The 24,757-nt window shown below is 64.2% G+C and carries 14 protein-coding genes and 1 pseudogene; 8 read left to right on the plus strand and 7 right to left on the minus strand.

Annotation, left to right across the window (positions count from 1 at the left end; all coding sequences use genetic code 11):
• Positions 1–392: 392 nt before the first annotated feature.
• The 7 genes and pseudogenes from ACVJNE_RS20580 (at position 393) to ACVJNE_RS20610 (ending at position 15,967) form a co-directional block, all read left to right on the plus strand.
• Positions 393–7,532: a hypothetical protein gene (locus ACVJNE_RS20580; protein ID WP_499568626.1), complete on the plus strand. Its 7,140-nt coding sequence runs from the start codon at positions 393–395 to the stop codon at positions 7,530–7,532.
• Between the two features lie 7 nt (positions 7,533–7,539).
• Positions 7,540–11,223 carry a hypothetical protein gene (locus tag ACVJNE_RS20585; protein ID WP_499568628.1) on the plus strand — a complete coding sequence of 1,228 codons (3,684 nt, stop codon included), beginning with the start codon at positions 7,540–7,542 and terminating at the stop codon, positions 11,221–11,223.
• 1 nt (position 11,224) lies between these two features.
• Positions 11,225–14,395 carry a phospholipase D-like domain-containing protein gene (locus ACVJNE_RS20590; RefSeq protein WP_499568630.1) on the plus strand — a complete coding sequence of 1,057 codons (3,171 nt, stop codon included), beginning with the start codon at positions 11,225–11,227 and terminating at the stop codon, positions 14,393–14,395.
• Between the two features lie 77 nt (positions 14,396–14,472).
• A complete protein-coding gene (locus ACVJNE_RS20595) occupies positions 14,473–15,192 on the plus strand; it encodes a GAF domain-containing protein (RefSeq protein ID WP_499568631.1) in 720 nt (239 codons plus the stop codon).
• A gap of 151 nt (positions 15,193–15,343) precedes the next feature.
• Positions 15,344–15,541, plus strand: coding sequence for a hypothetical protein (locus tag ACVJNE_RS20600; protein WP_499568633.1), 198 nt, complete (start codon positions 15,344–15,346; stop codon positions 15,539–15,541).
• Positions 15,541–15,759, plus strand: a pseudogene (locus tag ACVJNE_RS20605) (aminotransferase class III-fold pyridoxal phosphate-dependent enzyme); the annotation flags it as partial. The gene ACVJNE_RS20600 and the pseudogene ACVJNE_RS20605, both read left to right, overlap by 1 nt.
• Before the next feature lie 28 nt (positions 15,760–15,787).
• Positions 15,788–15,967, plus strand: a complete 180-nt coding sequence (locus tag ACVJNE_RS20610; protein ID WP_499568739.1) for a hypothetical protein — start codon at positions 15,788–15,790, stop codon at positions 15,965–15,967.
• Here ACVJNE_RS20610 and ACVJNE_RS20615 read toward each other — a convergent pair whose 3' ends face one another.
• From ACVJNE_RS20615 to ACVJNE_RS20645, 7 genes are all read right to left on the minus strand, one after another.
• Positions 15,968–16,960, minus strand: a complete 993-nt coding sequence (locus tag ACVJNE_RS20615; protein WP_499568635.1) for an SIS domain-containing protein — start codon at positions 16,958–16,960, stop codon at positions 15,968–15,970.
• Between the two features lie 19 nt (positions 16,961–16,979).
• Positions 16,980–17,933, minus strand: coding sequence for an N-acetylglucosamine kinase (locus ACVJNE_RS20620; protein ID WP_499568637.1), 954 nt, complete (start codon positions 17,931–17,933; stop codon positions 16,980–16,982).
• Positions 17,934–17,938: 5 nt separating this feature from the next.
• Positions 17,939–19,033, minus strand: a complete 1,095-nt coding sequence (locus ACVJNE_RS20625) for an ABC transporter ATP-binding protein (RefSeq protein WP_499568638.1) — start codon at positions 19,031–19,033, stop codon at positions 17,939–17,941.
• Between the two features lie 20 nt (positions 19,034–19,053).
• Entirely contained in the window at positions 19,054–19,926 is an 873-nt protein-coding gene (locus ACVJNE_RS20630) for a carbohydrate ABC transporter permease (RefSeq protein ID WP_499568640.1), read from the minus strand.
• Positions 19,923–20,810 carry a carbohydrate ABC transporter permease gene (locus ACVJNE_RS20635; protein ID WP_499568642.1) on the minus strand — a complete coding sequence of 296 codons (888 nt, stop codon included), beginning with the start codon at positions 20,808–20,810 and terminating at the stop codon, positions 19,923–19,925. Before ACVJNE_RS20635 ends, ACVJNE_RS20630 begins: the two co-directional genes overlap by 4 nt.
• 79 nt (positions 20,811–20,889) lie before the next feature.
• The gene (locus ACVJNE_RS20640; RefSeq protein ID WP_499568644.1) at positions 20,890–22,149 is read right to left on the minus strand and encodes an ABC transporter substrate-binding protein; all 1,260 of its coding nucleotides are present in this window, start codon (positions 22,147–22,149) and stop codon (positions 20,890–20,892) included.
• 131 nt (positions 22,150–22,280) lie between these two features.
• Positions 22,281–23,447 (minus strand): ROK family transcriptional regulator, encoded by a 1,167-nt coding sequence (locus ACVJNE_RS20645; protein ID WP_499568646.1) that lies wholly within the window; start codon positions 23,445–23,447, stop codon positions 22,281–22,283.
• 163 nt (positions 23,448–23,610) lie between these two features.
• On the opposite strand from ACVJNE_RS20645, the gene ACVJNE_RS20650 reads away from it, so the two are divergent.
• Positions 23,611–24,693, plus strand: coding sequence for a DSD1 family PLP-dependent enzyme (locus ACVJNE_RS20650; RefSeq protein ID WP_499568734.1), 1,083 nt, complete (start codon positions 23,611–23,613; stop codon positions 24,691–24,693).
• Positions 24,694–24,757 lie beyond the last annotated feature (64 nt).

The raw sequence follows: 24,757 nt of genomic DNA on the forward strand, positions 1-24,757 counted from the left end.
TGACACAGAAAGTCTCCAACGGCGCTGTAAGTTCCGTCCGTGGCCATCGCACTCTGTGCCGTTGTTTCATCCACCCATGTTTCGCCAGTTCAATCGGACGCGGATTGGAGTTCCCTTCCCCGCTACGCCTCACCTCGGCGCGGGTGATCACGCGTTCCCGAGTCAAGCTGCACGTCATCAACTGGCAAAGCGCATCGGCGGCTACAACCGGATAATCAGCGTAGCAATATTGCTCTCGAGGCCGACTGGCAAACCATGGCGTGCCTCATCCAATAAGCTCATCACCAAAGGTGATTGACAACGATTACCAAAACAGAAGAAGATCATATCGACACTTTACTTTTCCAACAGCCTAACGACGAGACAAGTGCCGCGGGGGCGGAGAGGTTCTCGTGCCACAGAGCCTTGCGCTCAGTGATCTGGTCGCTCCTTACTTCCTGAAGGGGCAGAACCTGAACGCGTTCCACGCGGCATTTTCCGTCCTACGCGTGGTCGAGCATGAGACGGCAAGCGACGCTTTCGGCATCTCCATCCGCGGCCGCGCCGAGTTTCAGGGCCGGCTGAGCATTCCCGGTCCCAACGGTGCGCTCTTCCAGTTCCGAAACGACGAGACCGATCCACCCTTCGACCCGGCGCAGCGCGACCCCGTCTTCGATCTGTCGGAGACGAGCATCGGCTTCGAATTGCATGTGCCGCGCACCGCGTCCACGATCATTGCGGCAGGCGCGGCGCAACTTGCGGGCGATGCCAACTTTGCCGCCGCTCGCGCGGTTCTGGCCGACTGGGACCCGGTCCCCCTCGACGCGCCGCCATCCGACTTTCCGGCGTCGGCCTTCACCCTGGACCTTATCGTCAACGCACCGACCTTCCGGCCCGGCGGACTGCGGCCGGCGCGGATGACCGATGACGGGCTTCTGGTTCCCGACACCACTTTCAGCCAAGTGGTGCTGAATCTCCCCAAACTCCGCTTTCGCCTTGCCCACGATCAGGGTGACGGCAGGCTGCGCTTCCTGCTTTTGTCGAGCGGTGTCGAGAGCCTCGACGACCCGACTGACATTGCCACATCCGAATTCATATCCATGGTTCCACCCTATGCGTTCGTAAACGGCACCGACATCGGCATCGGGTTCCGTGGCGGGACGCTGGACCTGTCCACCGAAAGTACCCCTCCGGACGTATTGGAGCGGATCGGCGTCGGCGACGATTGGCAGGGCATCTACCTGCCGGAACTGCGCGTGTTTGTCTCCGGCGGCCGCAACGGTTTCGCGTATCAGTTTGGCGTGCGCGATTTCCTCTTCGGCTTCGGTCCAAACGGCGGCATTTCGGGCGACTTCGAGGGCAGGATTTTCAACCAGGGCAGCGGTGACCTGACGGTGGGCGCACGCTTCTTCGACGCCTCCGGCCGGAGCTTTGGCCTCCTGGAGCGGGACGGCGCCTCCGCCTCCGCCGTGGTGCCGCCGATCACCCGGATGGTTGTGGACGTGGCGGGTGGGCGCACGCCCTATGCCGTGTCGGTCTCTGTCGACGGTGCTGCGCCAGCAACCGGTCGGATCTTCGAGATCGATTTGTCGGCCAATCCCACGGCCACAATCGCTATCGCCGTTGCGGACGCAACGTCCGGCGCGCCGGACAGCGCCGCGCTGACGATCGCCGCGCGCAGGGGCGATCCGCGCACCATTGTCGTCACCCCTGGCACCGCCGCCGAACCTGCCAGGCCGGCCACGATCGCCGTTGCCGCCGGCGCGAGCCCACGCATTGTCATAAAGGAGCAGAACGACCGCTACGTCACGTTGACCACAGAGCCTCTTGAGCGCGACGTGCGATGGTCGCTTGACGGCGCCGAAACGACGCCGCGACCGAATTTCACAGTCGAGGTCGTGGCCGGCGCATCACACCAGATTCGCGCGAGCATCCCAGGCATGACGGTCGAGGCGATGCCGGTCTATTTCTACTTCGACCTTCCGCCGAAGCCGGGCGCGGGCGCGGCTGAGCCGCAGATCCTTGCCTCCGTGCTGCCGGCGAGCAACGACCAGGTGTGGACCAGCCTGGCGCGCGGCAAATCGCCAGGTTCTGGTCGCGAGACCGGCGGCCACCGGCCGCTGACGGGCGGCAACCATCCTGCAATCTTCGAGGCGATCGATCCCGCCATCACGCAGATCCAGATCGTCGGCCATGCCAGCTTCGAGGACGATGAGAGCAAGCTGGAGCACAATTACCAGCTCGCTCGCCGACGTGCGATCGCAGTACGCGAACTGATCCACCATCACTACCCGGGCCGCTTCTCGCCCAGCATAGACCCCGAGCCACCCGTCAAGGAGAACTACGTCGCGCTGCCTGCCTGGAAGGCTGCCTGGATGACACACAAGTCGCCTTCCGATCGTGACTGGTGGAAGGCCGAGATCAAGTTCAATCCCGACCCCAGCCGTCCGCCGCGCGCCTCTGATGCAACATTGACCCGCGATTTGTCCGGCGGCGGGACGCCGCCAGTGATATCGGTCATTGACCCGCCAGTTCCGAACCCACCGCAGCGGCCCGACTGGTTCCGCAGTGCCGGCGTCAAGCTGCGAGTGATCGAAAGCCGCTTTGTTGCGATTCAGATCGACGGCGAGATCGATGTTCAGACCGCCGCCGAGGAAAAACTGCGCAATACGGGCCAGGTCCAAGGGCAGCCGGCCGAACGTGTTCGCACCCTGCAACGGGGTGTGCCGCTTGCACCCGACAATCCGGGTGACGGCATCACCGCGTTCCGGTTCCTGCTGCAGGAAAACGAGATGACCGGCGAGACGGTGGTGTCGTTCTCAATCGGCGCCGACCCGTCTGACACCGATGGCCTGCTCGCCGTCGGTTGGCTTCCCGGCGAGGCGAGGACGCAGAGTTTCTGGCGCGACCTGCTGGGCTCATACATCTCGTTCTGGCCGCTGCTTGCCAAGGCTGCCGACCGCGATGTCGGCTCGCCGGTCGATGCCGTGATCACGGGTGTCGAGCTGGCCCTTCCACCATTGATCGCCGCGCTGCCATGGTTCACGGTCGAACGCGTCATCCTGCATGGTGCTGAGTATCTGGCGCGCTGGCATGTGGCTGGCAGCGAGGGCAACGTCTACTTCGACCTTGAGGCGTGCTGGTCGGCCTCCCTGCCTTCCGAGAATGACTGGCTTGTCCGCATCGACCCTGCCGCACCGCTCTCCGTCCGCTACAAGGCAATCGGCGTGCGGCTTTCAGACTTTGACGATGATGGTGCCCCGATCGCGCCGCGTTACGAGTTCAGGCCGGTCTTCGACAGTTCGCGCGGCTACACGATCGGCCTGCAGAACTCCGGCGGGTTGATGCTGCGCCCGCCCTTCGACCGCATCTTCAAGATACTCGGCGCGCGGCTCTCACGCATCAATCCGATGACCTTCGAGGTCGAGATCGGAATGGGTGTCGATTTCGGCGTCGTCTCATTCGACAGGCTGGGCATACGTGCCTATCTCGACCAGCCCCGACCACCTGAGATTACCTCCATCGGGGCACGTGTCGACATTCCCGGGGCACTTGTCGGCGACGGTTACCTGTCCATCAGCAAGACCAAGATAGGAGGCCAGATCGACCTGACGGTCCGCGCCATCGGGTTGCGCGTCGCTGGAGCCCTTGAAATCGCGGACATCTCCGCAGCCGAAGGCGGCCCGGCGACCGGGCTCTTCGTCGGGCTTGACCTTCTCCTGCCGGTCGGCATCCCGCTTGGCTCGACCGGCCTGGGTATATTCGGCTTCCGCGGCCTGTTTGGCATGCACTATGCGCGCACGCCGATCGGCGCTGACAAATCGGTTCCATCTATCGAGTGGCTGAAGGCGGCAAAGGGGCGACCGAACCTGCTCAAGGGCGAAAACGGCGTCATTCTGTGGGAGCCGAGGATCGACCGCTGGTCGTTCGGTGTCGGGACCATAATCGGCACTATGGAAGGCGGTGTCCTCCTCAATCTTGACGGAACGCTGCTTCTGGAACTGCCGGGGCCAAACATCCTGATCGCGCTCAATGCGCGCTTTCTGACACCGCCGCCGGCGATGGAGGAGGCCGGGGGCGTTGGTGGCGTCCTGGCCGTCCTGGAGATCACCCCGCAGCACATTGCGATCGGCATCTACGCCACCTACGAGATCGAGAAGCTGATCGAGATCAAGATCCCGGCGGAGGCTTTTTTTTCCACCGGCAACCTGCGCAAATGGCACTTCTACCTCGGCTCCCGACCCGACATCCCTGGCCCTGGACCTGCAGTGGTGCGCGTACTCGGCATCGTCGACGGCACCGGGTACCTCATGGTGCGCGGGGAGGGGCTTCCCGCCTATAAGGCGCTGCCGGCCATTACGGGCTTCGGCATCGGCATCGGGGCCGGGGCTTCGTTTATCTGGGGTGATACCGACATCGGTCTCTATCTCAAGGTCGGCGGCAGCTTCGACGCCGTGGTCGGCTTCGACCCGATGCTGATCTCCGGCACCATGAGCGTCTATGGCGAACTTCGCCTGTTCATCGTTTCGGTCGGGGCGGATGCCCACCTGACAGTGACGGTACGTGAGCAGGATGGCCCCCTGCCAATCGCCGTTCGGGTCGACGGCAAGGCGTGCGGCCATGTCGATTTCTTCTTCTTCGAAATCAGCGAATGCGTGTCGATCTCCTTCGGGTCGCCTGGGATCGAACCGAACGTGCCGGGACTGATCGGCAAGGTGGCGCTCAAGAGTCGTTCGCCCGCATTGACCCAGGGAACCGGCGTCGACCGTCCCATCGACGGCAGTCTGGGCGATGCCCATGAGAACGTCGGCGTGCCGGCGGCCGATGCGCCGCTGCCGGTGGTGCCGATTGATTCCATCCCTGTCATCACCATGTTGGCGCCGCCCGCGATCGAGGGCGCTGCCTTCTTCGGGACGGCGCTCCAGCCGCCGCCGAACCTGACCGGCAGCGGCTTCGTGGACCGCGGCGGCGAGCGCTATCGCTACGGGCTGCAGGTTCTCGAGCTTGAACGCGTGGCGCCAGACGGATCGGTGGTGCATCCGCCCGTCCTCGGCATCGGCACACCGACGCGCTGGTGGACGCAGCAGGGTGCGACGGGAGACCCTTCAGCGGCCCAACTGGCGTTGCTGACCTGGGATCTCGACCCCGCGCCCAAGGCGATCGAGACGAGCGACAAGCGTACCGAGACGATCCGCGACCGCTGGGGCACAATCTGCGACGACGCCGCCCCGCCCGCCGCGGTGCTGTGGACTTTCCGTTTCGAACCGCTTGGCCCGAGCGCATCCGGTTGGGAACTTGCCGGCATCGCCTGGCCTGATCCTGATGGCACGCGGCGTTCCGAAGCGGCAGATGCCAGGCTCGTCGTCTACGAGAAGTGGCGCAGCGGTATAGCGTGGGTGGATGCCGCGCGCGGCATTTTGCCGGCGATCGTTGTGGGAGGTGCAGTTCCCTGCATCCGCCGCACGCGCCCGCTGCGTGACCTGGCCGAGATCGTGCGCGTCGGCGGCCGCGGTCCGGTCGTGCGCGACGAGGGCACCGGCGGTCGGGACGGGTTCTCGCTCGCGCCGGACGACACGGTCCTGGCAGCACTTGTGGGCTCCGACGAGGTCAAGCCCTTCAGGGTTCCAGAGGCAGTGCACGCCAAGGCGCTTGCCGACATGACGGCAAAGCCGCAGCGCGACCAATTCGCGGCGATAGCCGCGCTCGGCCGCGGCGAGGAGGTATCTCGGGCTGACATCCTGGGGGCATTTTCGCCGGTCGGCACGTTGGTTGCGGGCGAAAAACGCGCATGCGAAGCGCGGGTACTGCAATCGCCTCAGCTTGACGACGGTACCCTCGTGCGCTTCGCCGGCCCGCTGAAGGAAAAGCTGGTTGGAGAAGCGCTCGAAAAGGCCGGCATCGTACATGGACCGCTGGACGACACGCTGGTGCTTGACACAGGCGGGTTTGACCGACTGCGGCTACTTTTGTTCGTCACACCGATCGACGAGGCGGCGACGATCGTCATCCGCGTGCTGGACGAGGGCGGAAACGAGCTGGAATCGCGCCCCATCACAACCGACGATTTCCTCCCGCCACGCGAGCTGCCTGAAGAATGGAGTCGCCCCGACATGCCCTGGGCGGCGGGAATCACCGACGTGCTCGCATTTCTGAGGAGCGACAAGCGGCTCGGCCGTTATATGGCGGCGCTGGTCGAGCTTGGTCCACATGATAAGGCCGTGCGGGTGGAGATCGGCGTCAAGCGCTCCGATCCTCAGGTGCGTCCATTTCTGCTGCCTTATTACCTTGCCGCAATCGAACTGCTGCGCCAGTCCGAAACGCGTCGTTTTGACCATGACAGCACCACGATCGACCGGGAGCGAGAGATCGTCACTGAATCGCTCGGGCCGGCGAGTACCGACAACGCGTTCCTCTTCCCGTCCTCACTCTATCGTTGTCGTCTCGGCTGGGCTGGGACGCGCGAAAGTTCCGGCAAGACCGGACAGGGCGAGCAGAGCTTCTGGTTCCGCACCGATGCTGAGGCACCGGCGAGGCTGGACTCGTTCGTGCTGATGACCTCGCCGATGGAAGGCGAGACGCACTATTTCGGCGGCGAACCCCCGCGCCTGGTCTTCGCCACCGCCGACATCGATCGTCTCTACGGCGCCTACGGCAAGGAGCTGAAGGTCCGCTTTCAGGCGGCCTCCGGGCGGCACCCACCGGGACAGGATGGAACGGCGGGTCAGCTCGACATCTCGGCAGCGACGCTCGCCGGTGCGGGCGCGCTGGTCCTGTCACCGTTCGAGGACGCCCTCGTCGGCGTCCTTGATGGCCAGTGCATCCCGATCGACGGTGGCCGTACGCGCCAGACGGTGGTCGTGATCCCGATACCGCTGGAGCCTTTCACCGACTACATCATGGACGTGGTAGCGGTGCCGGTCGGTCAGCATGCGACGCACGAGACGCCGTTCATCTACCGTCGCCACTTCTCAACCGGCGGTCATGCCACGATGACGGATTTCGGCGTTTCGCTCGGCGGGTTGACGGCCGGCCATCGTGCCCTGCAGGCCGGCATGACCATGACACATCTGGCGCCGTTCGCCGGCCGTGCCCCGATGGGCCAGGAACTCGACGAGGCTTTTGCCCGCGCCGGGCTCGATGTCGACGGAGCGCCGCGGACGCCGAAGGTGACGGTGCTTTGGGAGCCTGCCCCTGGGGGCAGCCGACCGACGGCCATCCTCGTCGATGCGGACGAGCCGTTGTCGCGTGCCAGGCTCTATCCCGAAAGCGTGCCCGACCCGGACGGGCTGCCTGGCACGAGGCGCTGGAAACTTGTTGAGAAGGAATGGCTGGGCTTCCAGCCGGCGGCCGCAAGTGCGGGCCTGATTGAAGGTGAGCCTGTGATTGCCCCCGGCGGCCAACGGGCGCTGATATTGCTCAGACCCGGCGCGCTCGGCAGCCGCATCCAGCTTGAACTGGTCCGGCGACCGTTTTCCGAACCCTATCTGGCGGTTGCAGAGGAACGCAGGATTGTTGTCGACCTGCAGCTTTCCCAGCCGCCGTGGGAAGAGTGAGATCACCATGGAAGAGGAATTCATCCTCGATCCCGACCGCTTCCTGCTTGCCGCCGCGCTGGTGGACTGGGCCGCGCTTGCACGCCGCGACGAGACCCATATGGCGGCACTGAAGCAGAGCCGCGACACTTTGGTGCGAGGCGTGCAGCTGCGCTGGCTGCTGTCACCGGAGCTTGGTTACCCGACCGAACCCTTTGAAGTGTGGCGGCGGCCGGCGCTCAATGTCCATCTGGAAAAGGAGTTGCCGGTCGAGGACGAGACGCTGATCTCCCAGACGTTGTTCAACTGGCGGGCCTTCGCAGCGCCGTCGCCAATGGTTTTTATCCGTGCAACGCTCCAGGTGACTGCACCGCAGGCCAATGTCATCGCTTTTGCCGGCGCGCCCTTCGGCTCGGCTGTCGTCGGCATCGAGACCGTGTCGAGCGGCTTCAGGACGATCTCGTTTTCCGCACCGCAGATTGCCTGCCTGGTGCTTTTTGACGGGGTCGAGCTCCTGCGCTGGGTCGGCATTGACGGCCAGGACGCGAACCGGGGTGAGTGGACGCTCATCGAGCGCGTTGGGCTGCCCGTCGACCAGGGCGAGTGGAACGGCGTATTTGGCCTCGACGCGGATCAAGGGCCAGCAGGCATGCCTATGCCACCGGTAGACGCCGCTCTGTCGCGCTTTTCCCGGGGCGCTGCGCCGTTCGGATGGCAGAGCGCTTTCGCGGCAGGCCGTCTTGCCCCCCAATGGCGGAAAGCAGACCCCAAAGCCTTCCTCCGGGTGATGGAGGACGACGTCCTCGACGGGTTGCTGGAGATGGTGACCACCCGCCCGCCGAACCTGCACGGCACGCTGGAACGCTCGGTCGACCTGGACGCTGGGAACGGAGGGCAAACTGCTGCAGCCACCTTCTCGCTGCTTGGCTCCCTGATGTTCGCTGCTGCGACCGATCCTGTCGCGAGCCTGCTTGCCGGCTTTGGAACCGCGGTCGAGGAAATAGACATCCCGCCGATCTCCATTCGCGACGTCGAATATTTCAACGATCCCAACAGGAGCGACAGCGATTTCCGCGTCACTGCGCGTTTTGCCAACGGGCTCGACGGTCAGTCCGACAAGATAGCCTTTGCTGCCATTGCACTGTCGCCGCGCCGCGTGGTCCCGCCACCACCACCGGCCAATCTGGGTGTTGTGCAGGAAGGGATGCGCTCACCGCCCATGACTGATGGTGCATGGCGACCGGTGATGCGGTTGGGCTGGGATCGGTTGCCGCCCGGTCTGCCGCTTCGATCGGCCGCCTACGCCCATGCGCGCAGCGCCGACGGGGCCGGCACCGCGCAGGCGCTTATCCTGCCGCGCAGGGGCGACGAGGCGCTTCAGCCAATCGGCGTGACGACCGGCAGCGACGTACCTGCGAACGTGCCGCAACTCCGCGCCACGGACGACAGCTTCGCCATACCTGGTAGTCCGGCTGTCGTTCCGCTTCTCTACGGCGTCGCACATCAGGACATATTCGGTGTCTGGAGTGACTGGCGCACTGCCCCGATCAATGCGCAGGAACCACCCGTGCAGATCGTGCCCGTCTTGTCTGCGTCGCTCGACACGACAGCGTCGGCAGGAACCTGTCCGGCAGTGCTGACGGTGGAGTTTGCCTGGGACTGGGCAGCCCGCTCACCGGCCGATATCCGTTTCGCGGGAGTGCTCTACGTTCAGGCCCGTCGCGGCGATCCGCCGCTCGGGCCAACAGCACCTATCGGGCTGCAGAGGAGCCTTGGCGGTGCTGCGGGTACGCCGTTCGAGATCAGGTTCGACCCCGCCGGCAACGCGGCCGTCGATGCCGGAGGCACGCTCCAGCATCTGAGTGCGGACGGTCGCGACATCCTCGCTGGCCCGCTCAACGTTGCCGGCCCCCGCCGCTACCGGCTTCGCATCGACGGCTTCTCACTCGATTTCAACGCAGCCGGGCATATCGGATTGGCGCTGTCGGCAATGGCGATCGAGAGGCGCCCCCCCGGCCGTGCTGGTGGTTGGAGTGCGCCGCGCATCGCTTCGACGTCGGACCCAAGGCCACCCGTGATAACGACGGAACACGAAGATGTGCTGCTCGCCAGTATGGAAGACGCGGCCGGGCGACATCACGCGCTTGTGACGTGGCCCTCGGCACCTGGAGCGGCCGGCTATTTCGTCTATGCTGCCCAGGAGGGAAAATTAAGGGCCGACTGGGGACTCGCCGAGCCGGGGCTGGAACAAACCCTGTCGCAGCGCCTTGTGGAGTTGCGAAACGCCTTCGCGGCCAATCCGGCGAAGCGCTTCTTCACCCGGCTCAACGAGACCGCAGTCAGCGTAACGTCCTATCAGGCAACCTTGCCCCGCGGCAGCAAGGAGATTCATCTCTTCCTCGTGGTCGGAATCAGCGCCGGCGGCGTGGAATCCGAATGGCCTGGTGCCGGGGATCCGATGCTTCGCAAGCGGCCCATCGCCTATGCCGCGCCGCAGAAGCAGGTTCCCGACGCCCCGACATTGGAAGTGCGCCGCGCCGCAGATCCCGACAGCGGAACCGATGCCTTTCGCGCGGATTTGCGGCTCACCACGCTGCCGGGGGCGACGGTCGACCGCATCGACATTCACCGCGTTCGATCTGAAGCAGCCGCGATGGAGCTGGATACCATGGGACCGCCAGTGATGACGGTGCGTAGCGGTGAGCCGGCCTGGACAATACGTGCGCTCCCGCCGCGTGGGGCCGTGCCTGGCCAGGCGATCGGCGTCGCCAATGGCGTGGATCGGCCGGCGGGCAGCTGGTCGCCGCTTTACTACCGGGCCGTCGCATGGTCACTGCCGCGGCCCGAACGTGGCCTCCTGGGTGGACGTTCGAAGCCATCGGCGGCACGCAGTGTGATCATACCGCCACCCGGCCCGGCGGACCTCCAACCGCTGGAGCATTCCTGGCCTGGTGGCGACATTGCTCTGATCGAAATTGCGACGGCGACGCCGGCTCCCATCGAGGCGACGACGCTCGGGGCGCATCGACTGCGCGTGGAGGTAACCGGCCTTGATGAAAACGGGTCCGGAACCGCACTGTTCGCGTGGCCCGAGCTTGTCGATGGCGTGCCGGGAGACGGCGCACTCCGCGCATTGCCGACAGCCCCTCCAGCATCGGGAGAGAGTGGCATCTGGCGCGAGACGCCGGATGATACTACGCGAATCCGGCTGCGCATCGTGCGTCCGAATGTGGATACCGCGCTGTCGGTGCGGTTCCAGCTCGACGATCCTCTTGGCCGCGCGACGGAGCGCATTGCAGCGGTGCCCGCGGGTTCGCCGCTTCCGCCGCTTGCCTTCGGCGTGGTTGCCGTGAGGCGCATTGCCGGTAAGGGGTTCGTCGTCCGCGCACCGATCAACCTGCCGTTCAAGGTGCCTCCAGAAGCGGGATACCGACTCAAGGCAGCCTTCCGGCCGCACCTCGCTGTGCCAGGCCCGCTTCCGCGACCCATGGGGCGCGGGGTGACGCTCGACGTGGACTATGCCGACATTCCGCAATTGCGCCCTCTGGAGGACCCGTTCGCCGGCACGGTCCCGCTGCCGGTGCGCCGCGAGGCCGCCGGTCGAACGGGGACGGTGCTATCGTTCTACCTGCGCGGCCATGGCGGCAGTTTGCGTGCCACCCTTGGCGGCGTGGATGGAAACCCCGCGTCCTTCATGCATGAGGTGCCTTGACATGCTGCCTCTGATGCCGGCTCAGACTGTGCTCACCGCAAATTCTGCAGCCAACGACCTGCAGGCGCGCGGCCTCGAGGCGATGGGGCTGGCTGCGCCTGCGCTAAGCCCACTCTGGGCCGGGTCGAACCCGGCCCAGGGGGACTACGATCCGACCGCACTGACCCTGCGCCTTGCGTCCCCGCGCGCACCTTTCATGGGCATCGCAACCTGGCTTGCCTCGCCCGCCATCTATAGTGACGTCAGCGGTCAATCACTGACGGGTCCCGCCTTCGCGCTGACGTTACACCCGGAAGCCGCTCGTCGGCTTCAGGTGCTCGTCGACCTGCGCACCGGGACCAACGTCTATCCCGTGCCCGTTGCTATGCTTCTGCGCGACATCGCGCCGCCGTCTCCGCTGCCGCCCCCTCAAATCTATCTCGCAGGAGAAACACTTGACGACGGTACCGCCACCGTCAGCTTCCACGATGCGCGCGGGCTTCCCATAGATCCAGTCGCGATGGCGCATTTGTGGAACGACCTGATTGTCTTTCGTGCCGCGCTGCAGAATGCAAACACCTTCGCCGGCACACCCGCAGACCCTGGCGGCATCGGCTCGATGCTGGGCTTCGCCGCCGGCGATCTTTGCCACGTCGTAGATCCGCACGGCTGGCGCTATCAGGGCACACGCCCGGCGGCCACGTTGCGTGTACTTGACGGAGCGGGAGATGCGGTCCGCGATCTCGCTACCTTCGGTCTCGAGACGCTCGCCGCCGGTGAGACTTTCGGCCGCTCGAATGCGGATGTTGCCGCGGTACCGGCCAACACGGTTCCTCCGCTGCGTTGGGGGTTCGCGCGCAACGGCACGCTCGGGCAGGCGCGACTTGCCGCGCCTGCGCTGCCTGCAACGGTGGGGCTCGGCCGCCGCTTCTTCCGGATCATGGCCGTCGATCTGGATTGGCACATACTTGGCAATCGCACCATGGCGCCGGTCGCGAGCGTCGCCGGGGCTGCGATCCCGGCGGAGGACGGCGGCACGCCGACATTTCTGCACCCTGTCGTGCGAGACAGGGCGCCGGGCTTCGCCTATCTCGCCGATGGCGTGGATGTGTTGGGCGCGATGGCTGCGATGACGCAGGGCTTCGGCAATCCCAACGACCAGTTGTTCGCCGCCGCGGTTTCGCCGGCTCTGGACCCGGCGGTCCTTGCGCCGCCTGCACCGGGAGCGCAGTGGCCGGCCTTTCCGCCCGCCGTCGCGTCCTCGGAGATCGTGCAGACCGCGGACCCGCGTCAGGGGCTCACCGCATCGTGGCGCGCGCCGGGCGACGGCCCGGGCGCGGTGCAGGACGTGGTGCTGACCGTCGATGGAGCCCAATTGCCGCTCGGTGCTCATCTTCGCGCCTATCCGCGCAACTTTGTCGAAATCGCCTCGATCGGCGAGCAGCCATCCTTCGTACGCGGCGATGGCGGCGCGACCATCGTACAGGGAGGTCCCGCCAGGCTTCTGTTGGTCAATCCGTTCGGCCTATCGCCGGCCGAGCCGCATCCCTCACCGGCGATCCTGATCGTCGACCTGGTGGTCGTTTCGCGCAGCGGTCGGCGCCGCATGTATTCCGGCGTCCGGCTGGAGGTCGCGGCCGGACCGGACGCTTTTGTACCGGACACCAGTTTCGGCGGCGTGCCATTGCTCGCGCCGGGCACACTGGTCGCCACAATTCTCGACGGTTTCATGACACGGTCGATCGCACCGGTGCCGGCCTTTGGTCTGCCGCGTCCGCCCGCTTCCGCCGGTCCTCCGACGAGCCTTACCGAACTTTTGCGACGGCTGGCGAGCGACGAGCAGCCGCGGCAGGGACCGCGCCTGCCGACGCAGGCCCGCTTCGACACGCAATTCGTGATCGGCGTGTCGCCTGCACCTCCTGCAGGCAATCCGAACCCACCCTATAATTGGCAGGCGGTGACGACTGGTGCGCGATTGACGCCGGAGAGTCGCCACGCCCGGCCCGAACTCGCCAATGCCGGCCATCCCGCCGGACCGGACATCTTTGCCTCCGGAACGGCTTTTTCGGGCGCGCTGGCTCGCGACGCCGCACTGCATGCGATCAAGCGCGCGCAGCCGATCTTCATTCCGACCGGGGGCGCGAACTTCCGTGGCTGGCTCGCAACGACGATGGACGACAAATGGAATGACCCGCCCGGCCCACCGCCCGGTGGCACGGTGGCGGCCGCCGTTCTGGAAACGATTGCGCCCTTCTGCGACACGCCCGAGCTTGCTGCTGCACCCGCGCCCCAGCCCGGAGCGACCCTGCAGAACCTGATCAATCAGATCGCCGCCGACCTCGGCATCCAGCCGCCGACCGTGACACTTGGCAATGAGCAGCGCGTCGTGCCCATCGTCCAGCGCGAGATCGCAACCGCGCGCTCGGGCCAGCGCGATGCGTTGTGGTCGCTGGTACGTGCGATCGGTCAGGCGCGCGAGTTGATCTACGTGGAAGGCCCTGCCTTTGCCCGCACGTCACGGCCCGATGGGCCGCCACGCCCCGACGAGATCGATCTCGTAAGCCTTATAGCGGCGCGGATGGCAGCCAATCCTCGTCTCAAGCTCATTGTCTGCGTGCCGCGCGAGGGCGATTTTGCGCGCGAGCGCCCGCACTGGACAGTCACCGCATTGCGGCATCGCCGCGAGGCGCTGGCAGACCTGATTTCTGTCGACCCTCGCCGGGTCGCCGCGTTCCACCCGATCGGGTACCCCGGCCGCGCCGCGGCCATCCGTACAACCACGGTGATCGTGGACGACGTGTATTGCCTCAACGGGACGAGCCATTTCCGGCGCCGCGGAATGACGTTCGACGGCGGGCTCGACGTTGCGTCGATCGATACCGCGATAGGCGAGGGGTATTCGGCCAGCATCGCTAACTTCCGGCAACGCCTGATGGCTGCCAAGCTCGGCGTGAACCCTGCGGCGACCGTCGCGGCGGCAACGGCGCTATGGATCAGGCTCGCAAAGCCGGAAAGCGCTTTCGATGTTGTATTCGACCTGCTGGCAGGTGGTGGGGCGGGAAGGCTCCAGCCGATCTGGGCCGGGGCCGAGCCCGACAACATCATCCCGCAATCGGACGCGGTGGTCGATCCGGATGGCGTGGACACGGATTCGTTCCTTCAACTCTTCGCAGCCCTCATCGTAGAAGGCTGAACCGCACTAAGGCGATAATGGGCCAAGCCCGGCCGACACGCACAGAAAGCGTTGGGCTGTTGCAGGGATGGTCAGCTTTGTCTTACCAGCCGATCGAAGCTGCAAAACGAAGGTCCAGTTCTACCGTGAATTCGCGTTGGGGGCCGGCCAGCGGTTTTGATCCTGGATTGAAACCCGAGTGGATTGCCTTGGTGATCGCGGCAGATTCTGTCGCTGCATTCCATCCGCTTGTGACCAGCGCAGCGAAGCGGCACGCAAGGTCTCAACCTCCAGCCGCGTGCGGAACCAGAGCAGCAGTAATTCGTTATGGTGCACGCAGAAAAATTGGGGGAACGTTGAGCGCAAACTCAACCCCTGGCTACCGCAGTACCAACAGGGACGAAGCTGTTCTTGCTGCTTTGGGCGATAAAATCCGTGAGCTCAGCGATCCGGATGATCTGGCCTATGCAGCCGCCGAAATTCTGGGGAATGCGTTACAGGGCAGCCGCGTGGGATACGGCGAGATCGACATTGACCGCGAGACAATCACGATCCAGCGGGACTGGAACGCTCCTGGCATCAAGAGCCTCGCTGGCACGCTTCATTTCCGCGATTATGGCCCCTACATCGATGACCTCAAGCGTGGTGAGACCGTCGTTTTCAACGACGCCGCAACGGATCCAAGGAGCGAAGCCGGTGCGGAGGCGCTTAAGGCGATCAGCGCCCAGGCGGTGGTCAATACGCCTGTCACCGAACAGGGGGACCGTCGCTCTGCTCTACCTCAACCACGCTACTCCCAGAGCGTGGACCGACGATGAGATTGCACTGATCTCAGAGGTCGCGCAGTGCACACGGACTGCAGTTGAACGCCTACGCGCAGAGGAGGCCCTGCGGCAGAACGCCGAGCAACTCGCCTTTCTCGACCATCTCGGGAGGGCTGCAGGTCTCGCGACCGACGCCAGTGCCCTAATGGATGTGACGACGCGGCTGGTCGGCGAGCATTTGGCCGTGTCCATTTGCGCCTATGCGGACATGGAGCCTGACCAGGACCATTTCACCATCCGTGGGGACTGGAGCGCCGGGATCGGCGAGCATCGTTGGATGTTACAGGCTCGCGGAATCTGGAAAGATGGCGGTTTCGATGCCTGCCGCTTGGCGCCGTCATGATGACCGACGAGATTGCCAACACGCTGGTCTCTGGCGGATTTCTCTCGCACGGCTTCACCTATTCCGGCCATCCCGTCGCTTGTGCGGTCGCGGTACGCAACATCGAAATACTGCGCGATGAACGGATCGTGGAGCGGGTCGAGACGGTCGCCGCGCCTCGCTTCGCCGAAGCGTGGGATGGTCTGGCGGACCATCCGCTTGTTGGGGAAGCGCGGACGATTGGATTGCTCGGCGGGATTGAACTCGTTGCAGACAAAGCCGGCAACACACGTTTTGCGCCTGCGCCGCGGCGTCATCGTGCGCTCCATTGGCGACACGATCGTCGCATCCCCGCCGCTGTTCATATCCAACGACGAGATCGACGATCTTGCGAAACGCCTGCGGCTGGCGCTCGACGACACTGCGACGTCTCTAGGCACCCTTTAGCTAGTCGACGATCTTGGTGTCGGACTGTTTGTAGCGGAATTTGACGTCGGTCAGACCCGCAGCGTCCGACAGTTCTGCTGCCAGCAGCTGCGCGGTGAAAATGTCGATGATGCCGCGAAACACGAGATCGTCGCAGGCAGGCACATGCACCACTGTCAGTTTGCCTTTGTCCGAGATGTCGGTGTTGCTGGTCACCAGGAGGGTAGGGCAGCCGATATCGTTGAGGTTTTCGGCCAAGGGCAGCTCGCGGGCGTCACCGAACAGCACCACCCCCGTCGTCGCGTCCATCGCTTCCATCGGGCCATGCAGGTAGTGCCGCGTCTCATAACCGGAAGCAGGCAGGCGTGCGGCCTCGCGAACCAGCAAAGAGGCACCGTCGGCCGTCCCGATGGATGCGCCAGCACCGACACAGTCGATGGCACGGCGGTCGCGGAAGAGTTCGCCCAGACGGGGCATCTTTTCAGCTGCACGGCTCTGCACCTCTTTTGCCATAGACGGCAGGCCCGCCCAGTCGGCTCCGCCGCTCCCGTGGATGGCGTCGATGGCAAGCCCGGCAGCCAGTAGCGTCGCGGTGTAGCCGGTGCTGGAAGGGGTGGCATCCGAGCCATTGTTGAGACGGATGTGATAGTTCGCGGCCTGCGCAAGCGGACTTTCGGGATTGTTCGTGATCGCCAGGCTCTTGGCCTTGGGAAGCTTTCGTAAAGCGTCGACGGTCTCGATGCTGCGGCCGCGATGCGACAGGGCAAGTGCCGTATCGGCGATGTCGTAGCCCGCCATCATCTCGCCCGAGCGTACCGGAAATGCGCGGCGTCCGCGACGCTGCAACTCGGCGGCTACCACCACCGTGGCTGCGTAGGACGCGCCGATGCCGGTAACGGCCATGATGCCCGAGGCCAATGGCGAAAGGTCCAGCCCGGCCAGCTCGGCCTGTGCGGCGGTGAGGGTGTCGGCAAGCGATTCTGGCTGCCGGGCGACAGTGGAGCGATAGCTCATCGGATTGACCTTTCGTATGTTAGAAACGGGCGGTTCGAGGGCTGGCTTGCAGATCGGCAGCCACCCTGTCGGCAAGAACGACCGCGCCTTCGACCGGCGGCCCTTCATGCAGAGACATTGAGAATTCCGGACCGCAGAGCTCATCTACGCCGGCGCGGAACGCGTCCCACAGGCGCGGCTGCGAGGCGATGACGCTGCCGCCGGCGACGGCCGAACCGGCTTGCGAGCCACGTGCCTTGAGGCGCGCGACGAGATCGGCCAGCGCGCGGCCGCCGTCGCCTATCACCGCATCGGCAAGTGGCGAACCTTCGTCTGCCGCATCGAATATGAGGCTGGCGTGGCGGCCGACCGCCATGGCGCTGCCGAGGCTGCCGAGGCGGCTGCCTATGCGCGCGGCTGATGGAATTTCCAGAGAGGCAAACAAGCGGCGCACAAGCGGATCATCCTCTGACCCGCCGCGATCAAGATGGAGCGCGACCGCGCGTGCCGCCTCGCGCACCAGGCTCGCGGCACTGCCTTCGTCGCCGATGATCCATCCCCAACCACCAGCAACAAGCATTTCGTCATCGGCCGTCCGGCAGACAGCGATTGAGCCGGTGCCAGCCACCACGCCGATCTGCTGCTCCAGTCCGAACGCGGCTGGCATCAGCTCCGCATCATTGACCACGCGCACGGGCAGAGGGCCGGCGTTGCGGAACGCCTTCTCGAAAGCCTCGCATTCGCTCTTGTCATCACAGCCATGCGCCCCGATGCCGATTGCCGCGATCGGTGCGCCCTCGCTGAAGTGGGTGACCATCTCAAGCAGCGCGCGGGCATCGCGATGCCACTCGCGATGCCGCCAATCGCTTGTCGGCACGACAAGGTCGCGTTGGCCAGTTGCATCGCGCAGACGCAGGTGGGTTTTCGTACCACCAATATCGACGCCGACGACGCTGGCTTGCGGGGCCAGCGGCGCCACCTGACGGGTTGTCATGTTGGTCAGGCTCCACTTTCACGCAGCCGGCGGCCGTCGGTATGGAAAAGACGTATGCCGGCTGTATCGATCGCGATGGTGCAGCTTTCCGCGCCGTCATGGCGCATGCCGTCGCTGCGCACGATCATTGGCGTATCGGCCGACAGCTTGCCGTGAATGTAGGTCACGTCGCCAAGCTCTTCGGCGAAGCTGACAGTGATCGGCAGTCCGTCGGCAGCGCCGTTGCCGAGCCTGACATGCTCAGGACGGACGCCGAGCGTGACACTTCTGACGGACGCGTCAAAGCCGCGGAACGGAACTCGTAGGCTACGGTCGCTGCCGCCGATTTCTGTCAGCGTGACGTGGCTTTCGCCAACTTCCTGCACGGTCGCGTCGAGAAAGTTCATCTTCGGCGAGCCGATGAAGCCGGCGACAAAGCGATTGTCGGGATCGTCGTAAAGGTCGAGCGGGCGGCCATATTGCTGAACGACGCCGCCATTCATCACCACGATGCGGTCGGCCAACGTCATAGCCTCAACCTGGTCATGAGTAACGTAGACCATCGTCGCGCCGAGGCGGCGGTGCAGGTCAATGAGTTCCGCCCGCATTTGAACGCGCAACTCGGCGTCGAGGTTCGACAGCGGCTCGTCGAACAGGAACACTTTCGGCTTGCGGACGATGGCACGGCCTATGGCGACGCGCTGTTTCTGACCGCCCGAGAGCTGCCCGGGCCGCCGGTCGAGCAACTGATCCAGCTTCAGGATCGCGGCCGCCTGGCCCACCTTCTCGCGGATCGAGGCCTTCGGCTCGCCCGCCATCTTCAAGCCGAACCCCATGTTTTCGGCCACCGTCATGTGCGGATAGAGCGCGTAGGATTGGAACACCATCGCCGTGCCGCGTTTTGCCGGATCGACATCGTTGACGCGCTGGCCGTCTATGAAGAGGTCTCCGGCACTTTCTGTCTCGAGCCCGGTTATCATCCGCAGCAGCGTGGACTTGCCGCAGCCCGACGGCCCGACGAACACGACGAATTCGCCCGCATCGATCTTCAGGTCGACGTCCTTGAGCACCTCGACGGCGCCAAAGGATTTTGAGACAGATCTGATTTCTACTTCAGCCATGATTTTCTCACTGTGTCCGTTCAGCCCTTCGAGCCTGACATGGCGATGCCCTCGACGATCTTGCGCTGGAAGATGAGGAAGAAGATCAGCGGTGGCACGGCAGCCAGCAGGTTTGCCGTCATCACCACGTCCACCGTCTGGTGCGAGAAGGGCGCGTTGAACAGCCCGACCACCTGGGCAACCGTGTAGGTGTCCGGGCGCGGCGCCACGATCAGCGGCCAGGCGAAATTGCCCCACGTCTTCATGAAGGTCAGGATGGCCAGCGTCACCATCGCGTTCTTCGACAATGGCAGGGCGATGTACCAATAGATCTTGAAGTGGCTGGCTCCGTCGAGCCGAGCGGCCTCGATCATTTCCATCGGCAGGGAGCGCATGAACTGCACCAGCATGAAAAGGCCGAAGGCGGAAGCAAGTCCCGGCACCACCAGACCCTGCATCGTGTTCAGCCAGCCCAGATCGGCGACCAGAAGATAGGTCGGGATGATCGTCACCACCGTCGGCACCATCAGCGACAGCATCACCAGTCCGAACAGGATGCGCTTGCCGGGGAAGTCGAACAGGGCGAACTCGAAGGCGGCCATCGAGCCGATCAGCATCACGCCCAGAATAGTCAGAAGCGCATAGGCGATGGTGATGTAGTAGGCGCGCAGATATTGCGTCTCCGTCAGGATCATCTGGATCTTCGACAGGCCCGAACCGAGCGATGTCGGGTAGAGGCGCGGATTGATAGAGACCGGTGTGCCGGGGTCCGAGAAGACTACATTGATCATCCACCAGATCGGAAACACCGCCACAATCGCCACGCAGATGGCGACTACCCACTTCAGGAAGCGCCAGGTCCACAGATCGGCAATCACGTATCTGTTGTTGGCGGAGGCTTGGGTGGCGCTCATTTCGGCGTTCTCCAGGCGCGCACCGCGAACATGGCGGCGGTGAAGAGAATGATGACGGTCGTGAGGATGAAACCGTAGGCGGCGGCCTCGCCGAACCGGACCGACCCGAACGCCCGCCCCATCATGTCCATCACAGGGAACAGAAGCGCGCTGCGTCGGCCGCCATAGGCGGTAAACGACGATCCGGTGAGCAGCCAGGGAACGTCAAAGACCTGCAGCGCCGAGATGAAGCCGTAGGTGACGACGAAGAACAGCACCGGCGCCAGCATCGGAATGGTGATGTAGCGAACCTGCTGGATGCGGCTCGCACCATCGAGGCGCGCGGCCTCGTAAAGGTCTTGCGGGATGTTCTTCAGACCGGCGAGGAGGATGACCATGTTGAAGCCCGCCGACACCCACACGTCCACGGCAATCAGCGCATAGAGCATCATGCCGGTGTCGTTGAGGAAGTTGACCGAGGGCATTCCAAACCAGCCCAGAACCATATTCACCAGGCCGAAATTCGGAGCGTACATCCACCGCCAGATGGTCGCGGCAAGAAAGGCGGGTAGAACGACCGGCAGAAAGAAGGCACTGCGGAAGAAGTTGGCCCAGAACCCGCTGAAGCTGTCCACGAGCAGTGCCAGCCCGAGCGCTACCGTGATGCCCAACGGCACGGTAATGGCGATATAGGCGACGAGGTTCGACATGGAGCGCGAGAAATCGCGCGAATTCAGCACGGCTTCGTAATTGGCCCAGCCGACAAATCGTGCCTCGCTCGCGGCATTCCAATCGTGAAAGCTGTAGTAGAGCCCACTCACGATCGGGTAGAGGAAGAATGCCGCAAACAGCAGGCCGAATGGCAACACCATCGCATAATGCGGCAGAAGTCGTCTGGCACTCATGACGGCTCCAATAAGCTGACGGGCATGGACAGGTTGGAAAGTGGATGGCGCGGATGTCCGCGCCATCCTCGACATTTGCCTATCGAGCGAGGCAGTCGTTCAACTCGGCGATGAGTTCATCTGCGCCTTCTTCCGCCGTGTACTCGCCATCGGCGACTGCAGAAGCCATGTCGGTCATGATCGACCGGTAGCAGTTCGGCACCGCGCCGACGAAATAGGGCGGCATCACGTCCATGGCGTATTTCACCGCCTCGACCGACTTGACGATCAGCGGCAGCGCAGTGACTTCCGGATCGGCCATCGCGGCTGCATTGGCGTTGTAGCGCGACAGCAGCTTCGCCCAGCGCGCCATCTGGTTCTTTTCGGTGATGTAGGCGGCGAATTTCCACGCGATCTCGCGGTTTGGACCAGGAGCAATGCTGACGAACTCGTAGCTCTTAATGCCGCCGTGGTCGCCTTCCTCGGCGCCCGGCACGAGGACGAAGTCATATTTCAGGCCTGAATCAGCCGCTGCCTGTGCGTAGGTCGGATTGACCCAGGGGCCGACGACATGGAAGGCGAGCTGATTGGTGATGAACAGGTCGCGGGTGGCTTGGTCGTTGCGGCTGGTGCCGCTGTTCATGGGCGCCATGTCAACAAACATCTGCATGGTGCGCGCCATCGATTCAGGCTCGATCAGCGTCTCGCCAGCCTCGAAATCGATGCCCCACTTTTCCTTGTCACCGCGCACCGCATACATGCTGGCGACTGAGTTGAAGACCTGCGTCTGGTCCGGCACGGCGAACTTGCCGGCTTCGCTCACCTTCACCATCTGCTCATGCCATTCTTCCCAGGTGGCCGGCGGTGTGGCGGTATCGACACCGGCTTCCTCCAGCACCGTCAGGTTGCGGTACATGATTTCGCCGAAGCCAGTATAAGGAATGCAGTACATTTCGTCGGGCTTGGGCGTGCAGCTCGCTATGGCGGCAGCATCGAACTGGTCGCGAAACTCCTGCGGCATCGCCATCCATTCTTCATGGATGTTGGCCAGTGCGCCCACTTCCACGAGCTGCGCACCGACGGCGAGACCATTCATGAACACGTCGGGAAGCGTGCCCGATGCGGCACCTGCGATCTGACCGGAGGTCAGGTCGTCGTCGCCCCTGCCCGAGATCACGATCTTGACGCCGGGGTTTTCGGCTTCGAATTCGGCGATGAATTCCTGCTGAAGCGCAAGCGCATCGCCCTGCGCGAAGTCTGAATAGACCCAGTATTGCAGTTCCTGCGCCGAAAGGGCGCCAGCACCCAGAAAGGTTGCGCTTGTTGCCAGTATGGCAGCGCGGCACGTCGTTGCGATCATGATCGTCTCCCTTGTTGAACACCCTCGAAATACGGTCCGTCACAGCGACCGCTTATTATGTTAGGCAAGTTAACAAAAAAAATGGGGAGCGCAACATGAATCATCGTTGCCGGGCGTGGACGTCGAAGGATTCAGTCGTGGCGTTCGCCCAGAAGGAGGTCGACCGTCTGCTCGCAGGCCAGTTTTTCGATGCCCAGAACCGTGGCGTCCTGGCCCAGCGTGCTTGTTCGGATTTCGACAGGATAGCTGAGCTGGTTCGCGACTTCGAAGACTGTCGGCAGCAGAAGCGGACTGCTGCCCAGCCCGCCGCCCAGTACAACCAGCCCGGGGTCGGCGACGCTGACGCAGCTTGCGACAATCGCACCGATGTCCTCGGCGTGGCGCGTGACATGCGCGAGCGCGGTTGCGCAGCCCTGATCTGCCCGTGCCATCAGGTCGGCTGCATCCACAGGCGGATTTCCGGCGGCTTCGGGCCATGCCGCCACCACGCGCTGCATAAAGCCTTCGGTACCCATATATCGCTCGATCTCGCCCGCTACGGGTTTACTTCCGTCCGCCATCGGAAAGGCGAGATGGCCGATTTCGCCAGCCGCCCCGTTGCGTCCGCGTAGCAGCCGGCCTCCAAGCATCAGCCCCATGCCGATCTTCAACCCGATCTGCACATAGGCGAAAGTTTCTGAATCCTCCGCAATTCCGTTGGAACGCTCGGCGACTGCGGCGCAGTTGACGTTGTTTTCCAGCACCACCGGCACATCTGCCGGCGGCTCGAAGCAACTGAAAATTTCTTCCTGCCGAGTCGCGCTTCGATCACCGTGTGGGCCCACGACCCGGGAGGGCACCGCAATGCCGATCATGCGCAACGGCCCCCACCCGGGGTCCGTTTCGTTCAGCGTCGCCGTCACTTCGTCGGCCACGGCACGGCTTATCTCTTCGCCCAGCAGAAGCTGGCTTTCCGGCAGGCGATAAACGCGGCTGTGCAGAAGCCGCCTGTCGATCGTTGATACGCGCAGGCGCACATGGGTGGAGCCCGCGTCGATGGCGATGACATGCCCGGCCTGTGGGCCGGGACGGTAAATGGACGCTTTGCGCCCGATCTGGCCCTGCACCTCGCCGATCTTGGCGACGAGGCCCAGTTGTTCCAGCTCTGCAATGGCCGCCGACATCGTCGGCCGCGACAGGTTCAAGGTCTCTCCAAGCTGCGGTCGGGTTGCGGGACCGCCTTCTGCAAGCAGCCGGAAGATCGACCTGGCGCTCGCGGTCAGCGACCGCCCCGGGCTCGATTGGAATTGTAGCCGCAAACGATGCCTCTTTCTTTTGTTCCGCCGCTTTGCAAAACTATCTGCATTCGCTGACCGCCATCAACCTGCAACATCGACCGAGGAGATGTTTTTGACAAACTCGATCCGCCACCTGGCCCCCGTGACTGCTGAGCCTGGCTTCGATGTTCCCGCTCTGCCTGGAATGGCTTTACACGAAATTCAGACGCCGGCGCTACTGGTGGATCTCGACGCACTGGAGCGCAATATCGAGAGGATGCGTGTGGCCGCATCCCATGCGGGCGTCAGACTACGTGCGCACGCCAAGACCCACAAATCGGCCGACATCGCACGTATCCAGATGCAGCGCGGCGGTGCTTGCGGCATCTGTTGCCAGAAGGTTTCGGAAGCCGAGGCCATGGTGCGCGCCGGCATCAGCGACGTTCTCATCGCCAACGAAGTGCGCGATCCGGCCAAGCTCGACCGTCTGGCCCGCCTGGCCCGATCGGCGCGCGTTATCGTGTGCGTGGACGATCCGGCTGCCATTGCCGACCTCTCCGCTGCCGCGCAAAAGGCCGGCGCGACGTTGGAGGTGCTGGTTGAAATCGACTGCGGTGCCGGACGTTGCGGCATTGCGCCCGGCGAGGCGGCGCGTGACCTTGCAGTGGCGGTTTCCCGCGCATCCGGCTTGCGGTTTGCCGGTATCCAGGCCTACCACGGGCGCGCCCAGCATCTGGGGTCCGAGCACGAGCGCCGTGCGGCCATCTCCAAGGCACGGACGCTTACGAGCCAGACTGTCGAGCTCATCGCCCATGCGGGACTTTCTTGCGACATCGTTGGTGGCGCGGGCACCGGGACCTATCCGCTGGAGGCCGCCAGCGGCGTGTGGAACGAGCTGCAATGCGGCTCCTACGTCTTCATGGACGCAGATTATCGGCGCGCCCTCGGCCCCACCGCCAATGACGGATTCGAGCACTCCCTGTTCGTGCTGGCATCCGTGATGAGCAGGGCGCCCGGCCGTGCGGTGGCGGATGCAGGGCTAAAGTCGTTCTCGGTGGATAGTGGTCTGCCGGTGGTTCACGATCTCGACGAGGTGGCCTGCATTGGTCTTTCGGACGAGCACTGTCAGCTCGACGATCCGCATGGCGCGCTTGCCATCAACCAGCGGCTCCGTCTGATTCCCGGTCACTGTGACCCCACATGCAACCTCTATGATTGGTATGTGGGAATCCGCGACGGCAAAGTCGAGACACTTTGGCCGATTACCGCCCGGGGAAAGCTCTACTGACGTGAGCGACGGCCGATGCCGTACTTCTTGCGATCCAAGAACCAGCAGTTCTCGTTAGATCTTT

The organism is Mesorhizobium sp. DxT (genome assembly GCF_058448885.1).

Bases quoted from the DNA above. Each gene is read 5' to 3' on its own strand.
- ACVJNE_RS20585 (WP_499568628.1), top strand. From the start codon at position 7,540: ATGGAAGAGGAATTCATCCTCGATCCCGACCGCTTCCTGCTTGCCGCC.
- ACVJNE_RS20625 (WP_499568638.1), bottom strand. From the start codon at position 19,033: ATGGCTGAAGTAGAAATCAGATCTGTCTCAAAATCCTTTGGCGCCGTC.
- ACVJNE_RS20630 (WP_499568640.1), bottom strand. From the start codon at position 19,926: ATGAGCGCCACCCAAGCCTCCGCCAACAACAGATACGTGATTGCCGAT.
- ACVJNE_RS20640 (WP_499568644.1), bottom strand. From the start codon at position 22,149: ATGATCGCAACGACGTGCCGCGCTGCCATACTGGCAACAAGCGCAACC.
- ACVJNE_RS20635 (WP_499568642.1), bottom strand. From the start codon at position 20,810: ATGAGTGCCAGACGACTTCTGCCGCATTATGCGATGGTGTTGCCATTC.
- ACVJNE_RS20615 (WP_499568635.1), bottom strand. From the start codon at position 16,960: ATGAGCTATCGCTCCACTGTCGCCCGGCAGCCAGAATCGCTTGCCGAC.
- ACVJNE_RS20620 (WP_499568637.1), bottom strand. From the start codon at position 17,933: ATGACAACCCGTCAGGTGGCGCCGCTGGCCCCGCAAGCCAGCGTCGTC.
- ACVJNE_RS20650 (WP_499568734.1), top strand. From the start codon at position 23,611: ATGGCTTTACACGAAATTCAGACGCCGGCGCTACTGGTGGATCTCGAC.
- ACVJNE_RS20590 (WP_499568630.1), top strand. From the start codon at position 11,225: ATGCTGCCTCTGATGCCGGCTCAGACTGTGCTCACCGCAAATTCTGCA.
- ACVJNE_RS20600 (WP_499568633.1), top strand. From the start codon at position 15,344: ATGGATGTGACGACGCGGCTGGTCGGCGAGCATTTGGCCGTGTCCATT.